The following is a 12223-nucleotide window of genomic DNA, read 5'->3' on the forward strand; positions in this document are numbered from 1 at the left end:
TTTTGTGGGCGAGCTACCAGTCCAAAAGCAGCACCCGGGGCCTTGCCTCAACGCCACAGCGGTCTAACATCAAACGAAAGGAAATTTTGTCCCAATCCCCTCAAGTTGAAGGACTCGACTACCGACACAGTACTGATCGGGCAATTGCCCCAGACACAGCAAATCGGCCAAGCTGCTGGCATTATCCCGCAGGATGGATTGTCCCTTTGACTGCCACCACGGGATTGCCAATACTCATGGCAACTTGATGCTACCCGCACGGAACAAGGAATTACCCTTTGAAGCTGGAACTCAAGAACAGCTTGTCGGTGAAGTTGCTCCGGGTCGTGCTCCTGTCGGCATTGATCGTCGGCGTGGTCTTGAGCTGCGCGCAGATTGTTTTCGATGCCTATAAAACACGCCAGGCCGTCGCCAGCGATGCCGAACGCATTCTCGACATGTTCCGCGACCCTTCGACCCAGGCCGTCTACAGCCTGGATCGGGAAATGGGTATGCAGGTAATCGAAGGCCTGTTCCAGGATGATGCGGTGCGTCAGGCCTCCATAGGCCATCCCAACGAAGCCATGCTGGCGCAAAAATCCCGTGAGTTGCAGCAGTCCAGCAGTCGCTGGCTGACCGACCTGATCCTCGGCAAGGAACGCACCTTCACCACCCAGTTGGTGGGACGCGGCCCTTACAGCGAGTATTACGGCGACCTGAGCATTACCCTCGACACCGCCACCTACGGCAAGGGTTTTATCGTCAGTTCGGTAATCATCTTCATTTCCGGGGTATTGCGTGCCCTGGCGATGGGCCTGGTGCTGTACCTGGTCTATCACTGGCTGTTGACCAAACCCCTGTCGCGCATCATCGAGCACCTGACCGAAATCAATCCCGACCGCCCCAGCGAGCACAAGATTCCATTGCTCAAGGGCCACGAGAAGAACGAACTGGGGCTGTGGATCAACACCGCCAACCAGTTGCTCGAATCCATCGAGCGCAACACGCACCTGCGCCACGAAGCGGAAAACAGCCTGTTGCGCATGGCCCAGTACGATTTCCTTACCGGCCTGCCGAACCGCCAGCAATTGCAAACGCAGCTGGACAAGATCCTCGTCGATGCCGGCAAGTTGCAACGCCGGGTTGCGGTGCTGTGCGTCGGGCTCGATGACTTCAAGGGCATCAACGAACAGTTCAGCTACCAGACCGGCGACCAGCTGCTACTGGCCCTGGCCGATCGCCTGCGCGCGCACAGTGGACGCCTGGGCGCCCTCGCCCGCCTGGGTGGCGACCAGTTCGCCCTGGTGCAGGCCGATATCGAACAACCCTACGAAGCCGCCGAACTGGCCCAAAGCATCCTCGATGACCTGGAAGCGGCGTTTGCCCTCGATCATCAGCAGATCCGCCTGCGCGCCACCATTGGCATCACCCTGTTCCCCGAAGATGGCAACAGTACCGAGAAGCTGCTGCAAAAAGCCGAACAGACGATGACCCTGGCCAAGACGCGCTCGCGCAACCGCTATCAGTTCTACATCGCCAGCGTCGACACCGAGATGCGCCGCCGTCGCGAGCTGGAAAAAGACCTGCGCGACGCACTGGTCCGCGACCAGTTCTACCTGGTCTACCAACCGCAGATCAGCTACCGCGATCACCGGGTCGTTGGCGTCGAAGCGTTGATTCGCTGGCAGCATCCCGAGCACGGGCTGGTACCACCGGACCTGTTCATTCCGCTGGCCGAGCAGAACGGCACCATCATCGCCATTGGTGAATGGGTGCTGGACCAGGCCTGCAAACAATTGCGCGACTGGCACGACCAGGGCTTCAGCGACATGCGCATGGCCGTGAACCTTTCCACCGTGCAATTGCACCACGCCGAGTTGCCTCGGGTGATCAACAACCTGATGCAGATGTATCGCCTGCCGCCACGCAGCCTGGAGTTGGAGGTCACCGAAACCGGCCTGATGGAAGACATCAGCACCGCCGCCCAGCATCTGCTCAGCCTGCGCCGCTCCGGTGCGCTGATCGCGATCGACGATTTCGGCACCGGTTATTCGTCACTGAGTTATCTGAAAAGCCTGCCGCTGGACAAGATCAAGATCGACAAGAGTTTCGTCCAGGACCTGCTCGATGACGATGACGACGCAACCATCGTTCGCGCCATCATTCAGTTGGGCAAGAGCCTGGGCATGCAGGTGATCGCCGAAGGCGTGGAAACCTTGGAGCAGGAGGCCTACATCATCTCCGAAGGCTGCCACGAGGGTCAGGGCTACTTCTACAGCAAGCCCCTGCCGGCCCGCGAGCTGGTGGCTTATCTGAAGCAAGCCCAGCGCAGTAACGCGGCAATCTTGTAACCCCCCCTGTAGGAGCGAGCATGCTCGCTCCTACAGAGTGAATAAGAAATATTTCCAACCGCAACCCTTTACACATAATGCGAAAGATTTGCATTATGTGTCACTTTTGCGCGCCGGACGCGTTATTCCACCCCCTCTCGAAGCAGGATGTTCGCCATGATTCGTATGCCTCTGGCTACCGCCAGTCTGTTGGCCATCGCAATTTCCCTCGCCGGTTGCGGTGAAGGCAAAGACAAAGAACAAGCGGCCGCTCCTGCGCCAGCGGCCAGCACTTCTGCGGCCCAAGTCGCACCTGCTGCGCCTGCCGCTGCCAGCAAAGTCGACGAAGCGGCCGCCAAAGCCGTTGTCGCGCACTATGCCGACATGGTTTTCGCCGTTTACAGCGATGCCGAATCTACTGCGAAAACCCTGCAAAGCGCCGTCGACGCCTTCCTCGCGAAGCCGAACGCCGACACCTTGAAAGCCGCCAAGGCCGCCTGGATCGCTGCTCGCGTTCCTTACCTGCAGAGCGAAGTGTTCCGCTTTGGCAACACCATCATCGACGACTGGGAAGGCCAAGTGAACGCCTGGCCACTGGACGAAGGCCTGATCGACTACGTCGACAAATCCTACGAGCACGCACTGGGTAACCCTGGCGCCACGGCCAACATCATCGCCAATACTGAAATCCAGGTCGGCGAAGACAAGGTCGACGTGAAGGACATCACCCCGGAAAAACTCGCCAGCCTGAACGAGCTGGGCGGTTCCGAGGCCAACGTCGCCACCGGCTACCACGCCATCGAATTCCTGCTCTGGGGCCAGGACCTGAACGGCACCGGCCCTGGCGCCGGCAACCGTCCAGCTTCCGACTACCTGGAAGGCAAAGGCGCCACTGGCGGCCACAACGATCGTCGCCGCGCCTACCTGAAATCCGTGACTCAATTGCTGGTCAGCGACTTGGAAGAAATGGTCGGTAACTGGAAGCCGAACGTGGCCGACAACTACCGCGCCACCCTGGAAGCGGAACCGGCTGAAAGCGGCCTGCGCAAAATGCTGTTCGGGATGGGCAGCCTGTCCCTGGGCGAACTGGCGGGCGAGCGCATGAAGGTTTCCCTGGAAGCCAACTCCCCGGAAGACGAACACGACTGCTTCAGCGACAACACCCACAACTCGCAGTTCTACGATGCCAAAGGCATTCGTAACGTGTACCTGGGCGAATACACCCGTGTCGACGGCAGCAAGATGACCGGCGCCAGCCTGTCGTCCCTGGTGGCCAAGGTCGATCCAGCGGCAGACACCGCATTGAAAGCCGACCTGGCTGCCACCGAAGCCAAGATGCAGGTCATCGTCGACCACGCCAACAAGGGTGAGCACTACGACCAGTTGATCGCTGCCGGCAACACCGCCGGCAACCAGATCGTCCGTGACGCCATCGCCTCCCTGGTCAAGCAGACCGGTTCGATCGAAGCCGCCGCTGGCAAACTGGGCATCAGCGACCTGAACCCGGACAACGCTGATCACGAGTTCTGATCACCGCTGGCTCTTCGGTTGCCGATCGTTCCCACGCTGATCGTTCCCACGCTCTGCGTGGGAATGCAGCCCGGGACGCTCCGCGTCCCAAATCAAAAGCCGAACGCGGAGCGTCCGTTGAGGCATTCCCACGCGGAGCGTGGGAACGATCATCTGCCTAAGCGAACGATAATTCCTCTTATTCAAATTCCCATCCCCTGTTAGACTTTGCGCCCTTGTTTTGCTCGTCTTGCAGGATGTCTGATGCCCTCGCTGCCTCTTCGCTTGTCCGCACTGTTGTTGGCCCTGGGCCTGAGTGCCTGCGATGACGCCCCGAAATTCACCCAGGCTGAACCCGGTGAAGCCCGCTCCGGCGGCGGTACGACCGTGCGCAAGACCGATCAGAACGCCTTTTCGCTGCCCTCCGCTAACCTGCCGCCATCGCGGCGTGTGGACTTCAGTGTCGGCAATAGCTTTTTTCGTAATCCCTGGGTGATCGCTCCGTCGACCACCACCGCTCGCGACGGCCTCGGTCCGCTGTTCAACACCAATGCCTGCCAGGGCTGCCATATCAAGGACGGCCGCGGTCACCCGCCTGCGCCAGATGCGCGCAATGCCGTGTCGATGCTGATACGCCTGTCGATTCCCGACACCCCAGCCTACGCCAACGTCATCGAGCAACAGGGTGTCGTACCGGAGCCCGTGTATGGCGGGCAGTTCCAGGACATGGCCGTGCCCGGCGTGACGCCGGAAGGCAAGGTGCGGGTCGACTACTCGCCGGTGATGGTTCGCTTCAAGGACGGCACCGAAGTGGAACTGCGCAAGCCGAGCCTGAACATCACCCAGCTGAACTACGGCCCGATGCACCCCGACACGCGCTTCTCGGCCCGTGTCGCACCTGCGATGATCGGCCTGGGCTTGCTGGAAGCCATTCCTGAAGAGGCCATCCTGGCGAATGCGGACGCGCAGGCCAAAGCGAAAAACGGCATCGCCGGGCGCCCGAACCGGGTCTGGGATGATATGCAGCAGAAAACCGTGCTCGGGCGATTTGGCTGGAAAGCCGGGCAGCCGAACCTCAATCAACAAAATGTCCATGCGTTTTCCGGTGACATGGGCCTCACGACCCACCTGAGGCCCTTTGACGACTGCACCGACGCGCAAACGGCCTGTAAGCAGGCACCCAATGGCAACGGCCCCGATGGCGAGCCGGAAGTCAGCGACAACATCCTGCGCCTGGTGCTGTTCTACACCCGTAACCTCGCCGTACCGGCGCGCCGCGATGTCAGCACGCCGCAAGTGCTGGCCGGCAAGACCCTGTTCTACCAGGCCGGTTGCCAGTCCTGTCACACACCCAAGTACACCACCGCCGCCGACGCCGCCGAAGCTGAATTGGCCAATCAAGTGATTCGCCCCTACAGCGATCTGCTGCTGCATGACATGGGCGATGGCCTGGCCGACAACCGCACCGAATTCCAGGCCGGAGGGCGCGACTGGCGTACCCCGCCGTTGTGGGGCATTGGTTTGACTCAAGCCGTCAGTGGCCACACCCAGTTCCTGCACGACGGCCGCGCCCGCAACCTGCTCGAAGCTGTGCTCTGGCATGGCGGCGAGGCAAAAGCGGCGCAACAACAGGTTTTGTCTTTCAATGCCGAGCAGCGCGCTGCGTTGTTGGCGTTCTTGAATTCCCTTTAATACCCATCTTCCCGCGGGAGCCCGACATGTTCCGTCCCAAATTGTTGTTCACCAGCCTTGCCGCGCTAGCCTTGGGCGCCTGCTCGCCACAGGACCCGCAGGCCGTCACTTCGGCTGCGATCGCCAAGTCGGTGATTCTGCCGACCTATACCCGCTGGGTTGAAGCCGACCGCCAGTTGGCCGTCAGCGCCCTCGCCTACTGCGAAGGCAAGGCAAATCTCGAAACCGCCCGCGCCGACTTCCTGCACGCGCAAAAAGCCTGGGCCGAACTGCAACCGCTGCTGATTGGTCCGCTGGCCGAGGGCAACCGTGCCTGGCAGGTGCAGTTCTGGCCCGACAAGAAGAACCTGGTCGGCCGCCAGGTCGAGCAACTGGTCACTGCACAACCGCAGATCGATGCTGCTGCACTGGCCACGTCCAGCGTGGTGGTCCAAGGCCTGTCGGCCTACGAATACATCCTGTTCGACAGCAAGCCAGATGTGGCCAACGCCGAGCAGAAGGCCAAGTACTGCCCGCTGCTGATCGCCATTGGCGAGCGTCAGAAACAGCTGGCCGAAGAAATCCTCAAAAGCTGGAACAACACCGACGGCATGCTCGCGCAGATGAGCAAGTTCCCGAACCAGCGCTACGCCGACTCCCACGAAGCAATCGCCGATCTGTTGCGCGTGCAGGTGACCGCCCTCGATACCTTGAAGAAGAAGCTCGGCACACCGATGGGCCGCCAGAGCAAAGGCGTGCCGCAGCCGTTCCAGGCCGATGCCTGGCGCAGCCAGTCGTCCCTGACCGCCCTGGAGGCCAGCCTCGCTGCGGCCAGAACGGTATGGGAAGGTGTCGACAACAAAGGCCTGCGCGGCCTGTTGCCAAGCGACCAGAAGCCATTGGCCGACAAGATCGACGCGGCCTACGCCGCTTCGTTGAAACTGTTCGCCAGCAGCCAGCGCTCGTTGACCGAAATGCTCAACGACGACGCCGGTCGCCAGCAACTCAATGATCTCTACGACAGCATCAACGTGGTCCACCGCCTGCACGAAGGCGAGCTGGCGAAGGCGCTGGGCATCCAACTGGGCTTCAACGCCAACGACGGTGACTGATGAGGGCGAGTTCCATGCTACGACGCCAGGCTCTGAAATTAGGGAGTTTGCTGCTGGGTGCGGTGTCACTGGGCGGCTGGACGCTGTCCAGGCACAAGGATAAAAGCCCGCTGCTGCTCTCGGCGCGGGACGATACCGACGGCAAGCACTACGCCGTCGGTTACCGGCTGGACGGCACCCGGGTGTTTGCCACCCAGGTCGGCCAGCGCTGCCATGACATCATCAATCACCCGACGCTGCCGATCGCGCTGTTCGTTGCCCGGCGTCCGGGCACCGAGAGCTACCTGATCGACCTGCGTGACGGCACGCTCCTGCAAACCGTGACGTCTCAGCCGAACCGGCACTTCTACGGTCATGCGGTGATTCACCACAGCGGTGACTGGTTGTACGCCACCGAAAACGACACCACCGATCCGGGTCGCGGCCTGCTCGGCGTGTACACGTTCGAAGGCGAACGCCTGGTGCACAGCGGTGAGATTTCCACCCACGGCATCGGCCCGCATCAAGTGTCGTGGATGCCCGATGGCGAGACCCTGGTGGTGGCCAACGGTGGTATCCGCACCGAAGCCGAAAGCCGGGTCGAGATGAACCTCAATGCCATGGAGCCGAGCCTGGTCCTGATGCAGCGCGACGGCACCCTGCTGAGCAAGGAAACCCTCGGCCAGCAGATGAACAGCGTGCGTCACCTGGGCATTGCCAGCGATGGCACCATCGTCGCCGGCCAGCAATTCATGGGGGCAGCCCACGAGCATTCGGAGCTGCTGGCGATCAAGCGTCCGGGCCAGCCGTTCGTGGCGTTCCCGGTGCCGGAGCATCAGTTGCAAGCCATGGGGCACTACACTGCCAGCGTTGCGGTGCACAGCGACTTGCGCCTGGTCGCGCTGACCGCGCCTCGGGGCAACCGCTTTTTCATCTGGGACCTGGACAGCGGCGAAGTGCGCCTGGACGCACCACTGCCCGATTGCGCCGGAGTGGGCGCGGTGGCCGACGGATTCGTCGTGACCTCGGGCCAGGGACGCTGCCGGTACTACGATTGCCGCCAGGCAAATCTGCTCGCCAAACCGCTGGATCTGCCGGCGGGGCTCTGGGACAACCATCTGCATTTGATGGCTTGAGTCAGGCCCAAAAAGATCGCAGCCTGCAGCAGCTCCTACAGGGTCATGTGTACACCTGTAGGATCTGCCGCAGGCTGCGATCTTTTCCGGAACCGACAAAAATCAGCCATTGGATTCCCCTTCCCACTCGCGGTAATGTGCCCCACTGTCTCACCTGATTTCTCCAAGGAACTGGAAATATGCTGCGTCGCCGCATGCTGATCATGTTGGGTGTTGTACTGTTGATCGTGCTGGTCCTGGCCGGTTACAAAGCCTTCTCCATCTATACGATGATTCAGGGCTTCTCCGCGCCAAAACCGCCGATCAGCGTCGCCGTGGCCACGGCCATCGAACGGCCCTGGCAAGCCAGGCTGCCTACCGTAGGCACCCTCAAGGCGCTGCAAGGCGTAGACCTGAGCCTGGAGACCGATGGTACGGTCGTTGACCTGCAGTTCGAGTCCGGGCAGAAAGTCAAAGCCGGTCAACCCCTCCTGCGCCTGGACAGCGCCGTGGAAAGCGCGTTCCTCGAAACCGCCCTGGCCGACCTCGGCCTGGCCCAACTCGATTACGGTCGCGGAAGCCAGCTGGTGGGCAGCCAGGCCATTTCCAAAGGCGAGTTCGATCGACTGTCGGCGGTACTGAAAAAGAGCAAGGCCACGGTCAACCAACTCAAGGCCGCGCTGGGCAAAAAAAGCATCGTTGCCCCCTTCAGCGGGACCATCGGCATTCGTCAGGTGGACGTTGGCGACTACCTGGCCAGTGGCACCATGATTGCCACCCTGCAAGACCTCAGCAGCCTCTACGTTGATTTTTTCGTGCCAGAGCAGTCGGTGCCAAAGATCGCCATTGGCCAGCCGGTTGAAATCATCGTCGCGGCGTATCCGTCCCAGACCTTCCCCGGCACCATCAGTGCGATCAACCCGAAACTGGAAAACAGCACGCGCAACATGCAGGTCCGCGCGACCCTGGCCAACCCCGATGGCAAGCTGCTGCCAGGCATGTTCGCCAACCTACAGGTGATGTTGCCCAACCCGCGGCCGAGCATCGTCGTGCCGGAAAGCGCGATCACCTACACGCTCTACGGCAACTCCCTGTATGTCGTTGCAGAGAAGAAGGCTGAAGACGGCAGCCTCGAAAAAGACGACAAGGGCCAGCCGATCCTGATCGCTGAACGGCGGTTCATTGAAACCGGTGAACGCCGCGACGGGCAGGTGGTGATTACCAAAGGGCTGCAGAACGGCGAAAAGGTGGTCACGGCCGGCCAGATCAAACTGGACAACGGTGCGCACATCGCCATCAGCGACGACAAGACCCTGGCCGAAAAGAACAGTCAGCCACGCGCTGACTGATCAAGGAACCCCCAATGGCTTTTACCGACCCATTCATCCGTCGCCCGGTGCTCGCCACCGTAGTCAGCCTGTTGATTGTGCTGCTGGGCTTCCAGGCCTGGAGCACGCTGCCGCTGCGCCAGTACCCACAAATGGAAAACGCCCTGATCACGGTCACCACCGCGTACCCCGGGGCCAACGCCGAAACCATCCAGGGCTACATCACGCAACCGTTGCAACAGAGCCTGGCCAGTGCCGAAGGTATCGACTACATGACTTCGGTCAGTCGGCAGAATTTCTCGGTGATCTCGATCTACGCACGCATCGGCTCCAACAGCGACCGCTTGTTCACCGAACTGCTGGCCAAGGCCAACGAGGTCAAGAACCGCCTGCCCCAGGATGCCGAGGACCCGGTGCTGAGCAAGGAAGCTGCCGACGCCTCGGCGCTGATGTACATCAGCTTCTCCAGCAAGGAGCTGAGCAACCCGCAGATTACCGATTACCTGTCGCGCGTCATCCAGCCGAAGCTGGCGACCCTGCCAGGCATGGCCGAAGCCGAGATTCTCGGCAACCAGGTCTTCGCCATGCGCCTGTGGCTGGACCCGGTGAAGCTGGCCGGTTTCGGCCTCAGCGCCAGCGACGTGACCAACGCGGTGCGCCAGTACAACTTCCTTTCCGCCGCGGGCGAAGTGAAAGGTGAGTACGTGGTCACCAGCATTAGCGCCAATACCGAGCTCAAATCAGCCGAAGCCTTCGCCGCGATCCCGCTCAAGGTCGAAGGTGACAGTCGCGTGCTGCTGCGCGATGTCGCGCGGGTCGAGATGGGAGCGGAAAACTACGACACCATCAGCTCGTTCGGCGGTACGCCCTCGGTGTACATCGGCATCAAGGCCACGCCTGCGGCCAACCCCCTCGACGTGATCAAGGAAGTGCGCAAGATCATGCCGGAGCTTACGGCCCAACTGCCACCGAACCTGAAGGCGGAAATCGCCTACGACGCGACGCTGTTCATCCAGGCCTCGATCAACGAAGTGATCAAGACCCTGTTTGAAGCGGTGCTGATCGTGATCGTGGTGGTGTTCCTGTTCCTCGGTGCGTTGCGCTCGGTGGTGATCCCGGTGGTCACCATTCCGTTGTCCATGATCGGCGTGATGTTCTTCATGCAGATGATGGGTTACTCGCTGAACCTGCTGACCCTGCTGGCGATGGTGTTGGCCATCGGCCTGGTGGTGGACGATGCCATCGTGGTGGTGGAAAACATCCACCGCCACATCGAGGAAGGCAAGACGCCGCTGGATGCCGCCATCGAGGGCGCCCGGGAGATCGCCATGCCGGTGGTCTCGATGACTATCACCCTGGCGGCGGTGTATGCGCCGATCGGCTTCCTCACGGGCCTTACCGGGGCGCTGTTCAAGGAGTTCGCCCTGACCCTGGCCGGTGCGGTGGTGATTTCCGGCATCGTCGCCCTGACCCTGTCGCCGATGATGTGCGCCCTGCTGCTGCGTCACGACGAAAACCCCACGGGCCAGGCCCATCGCCTGGACCTGATTTTCGAAAGCCTCAAGCGCCGATACCAGACAATGCTCCACGGCACCCTCAACACCCGGCCGGTGGTGCTGGTGTTCGCGGTGATCGTGCTGTGCCTGATTCCCGTGCTGCTCAAGTTCACCAAGTCGGAACTGGCGCCGGATGAGGACCAGGGCATCATTTTCATGCTGGCCAGTGCACCGCAACCGACCAACCTCGACTATTTGAACACCTACACCGACGAGTTCATCACGATCTTCAAGGCGTTTCCCGAGTACTACTCGTCGTTCCAGATCAACGGCTTCAACGGTGTGCAATCGGGTATTGGCGGTTTCCTTCTCAAGCCCTGGAACGAGCGCAGTCGCACGCAAATGGAGATCCTGCCCGAGGTTCAGGCCAAGCTGGAGAGCATTTCAGGCTTGCAGGTATTCGGCTTCAACCTGCCTTCCCTGCCGGGTACCGGCGAGGGTCTGCCGTTCCAGTTCGTCGTCAACACGGCCAACGATTACGAGTTACTGCTGCAAGTGGTCGACCGGGTGAAAAAACGCGCGATGGAGTCCGGTAAATTCGCCTTCGTCGACGTCGACCTGGCCTTTGACAAACCTGAAGTGGTGGTGGATATCGACCGTGCCAAGGCGGCCCAGATGGGCGTGTCGATGCAGGATTTGGGCGGGACACTGGCGACGTTGCTGGGTGAGGCGGAAATCAACCGTTTCACCGTGGATGGCCGCAGTTACAAAGTCATTGCCCAGGTCGAACGCTCCTTCCGGGATAACCCTGAGTGGCTGAACAACTACTACGTCAAGAACACCCAGGGCGAACTGCTCGCCCTCTCGACCCTGATCACCGTGACCGACCGGGCGCGCCCTCGGCAACTGAACCAGTTCCAGCAACTCAACTCGGCGATTCTTTCCGGGGTGCCGCTGGTCAGCATGGGCGAGGCCATCGACGCCGTGCGTCAGATCGCCCGGGAAGAAGCGCCGGCGGGCTTTGCCTTCGACTATGCCGGTGCATCGCGGCAATACGTCCAGGAAGGCAGTGCACTATGGGTGACCTTTGGCCTGGCACTGGCGATCATCTTCCTGGTACTGGCGGCCCAGTTCGAAAGCTTTCGCGATCCGCTGGTGATCCTGGTGACCGTCCCGCTGTCGATCTGCGGCGCCTTGCTGCCGCTGTTCCTCGGCTGGTCGAGCATGAACATCTATACCCAGGTCGGGTTGGTGACGTTGATCGGCCTGATCAGCAAGCACGGCATCCTGATCGTCGAATTCGCCAACCAGCTGCGCAAGGACAGGGGCCTGATGCCCCGCGAAGCGGTGGAGGAAGCCGCGGCCATTCGCCTGCGCCCGGTATTGATGACCACGGCGGCAATGGTATTCGGCATGGTGCCGTTGATCATCGCCACGGGGGCCGGCGCGGTGAGCCGGTTCGATATCGGTACGGTCATTGCCACCGGGATGTCGATTGGGACGCTGTTTACGCTGTTTGTGTTGCCGTGCGTGTATACGCTGCTGGCCAAATCCTCTCGCTAAGATCGTTCCCACGCTCTGCGTGGGAATGCCTCTACGGACGCTCCGCGTTCGGCTCTTGATTTGGGACGCGGAGCGTCCCGGGCTGCATTCCCACGCAGAGCGTGGGAACGATCTGCACTGCGCAATCGGCATAGGGGACGG

The 12223-nt window shown here is 61.2% G+C and carries 7 protein-coding genes; all 7 read left to right on the plus strand.

Annotation, left to right across the window (positions count from 1 at the left end; translation table 11 throughout):
* The first annotated feature begins 278 nt into the window (after nt 1-278).
* The 7 genes from PG5_RS12345 (at nt 279) to PG5_RS12375 (ending at nt 12082) form a co-directional block, all read left to right on the plus strand.
* On the plus strand, nt 279-2330 hold the full coding sequence (locus PG5_RS12345) for a bifunctional diguanylate cyclase/phosphodiesterase (RefSeq protein WP_020797458.1): 2052 nt from the start codon (nt 279-281) through the stop codon (nt 2328-2330).
* Nucleotides 2331-2486: 156 nt separating this feature from the next.
* Nucleotides 2487-3839 (plus strand): imelysin family protein, encoded by a 1353-nt coding sequence (locus PG5_RS12350; RefSeq protein WP_020797459.1) that lies wholly within the window; start codon nt 2487-2489, stop codon nt 3837-3839.
* A 243-nt stretch (nt 3840-4082) separates the two neighbouring features.
* Nucleotides 4083-5510 (plus strand): di-heme oxidoredictase family protein, encoded by a 1428-nt coding sequence (locus PG5_RS12355; RefSeq protein WP_020797461.1) that lies wholly within the window; start codon nt 4083-4085, stop codon nt 5508-5510.
* 26 nt (nt 5511-5536) lie between these two features.
* The gene (locus PG5_RS12360) at nt 5537-6601 is read left to right on the plus strand and encodes an imelysin family protein (RefSeq protein ID WP_020797462.1); all 1065 of its coding nucleotides are present in this window, start codon (nt 5537-5539) and stop codon (nt 6599-6601) included.
* 14 nt (nt 6602-6615) lie between these two features.
* A complete protein-coding gene (locus PG5_RS12365; protein WP_020797463.1) occupies nt 6616-7716 on the plus strand; it encodes a DUF1513 domain-containing protein in 1101 nt (366 codons plus the stop codon).
* A gap of 179 nt (nt 7717-7895) precedes the next feature.
* Nucleotides 7896-9044, plus strand: a complete 1149-nt coding sequence (locus PG5_RS12370) for an efflux RND transporter periplasmic adaptor subunit (protein WP_020797464.1) — start codon at nt 7896-7898, stop codon at nt 9042-9044.
* A 14-nt stretch (nt 9045-9058) separates the two neighbouring features.
* A complete protein-coding gene (locus PG5_RS12375) occupies nt 9059-12082 on the plus strand; it encodes a multidrug efflux RND transporter permease subunit (protein ID WP_020797465.1) in 3024 nt (1007 codons plus the stop codon).
* Nucleotides 12083-12223: the final 141 nt, after the last annotated feature.

This window comes from Pseudomonas sp. G5(2012) (assembly GCF_000408945.1).
Lineage (GTDB): Bacteria > Pseudomonadota > Gammaproteobacteria > Pseudomonadales > Pseudomonadaceae > Aquipseudomonas > Aquipseudomonas umsongensis.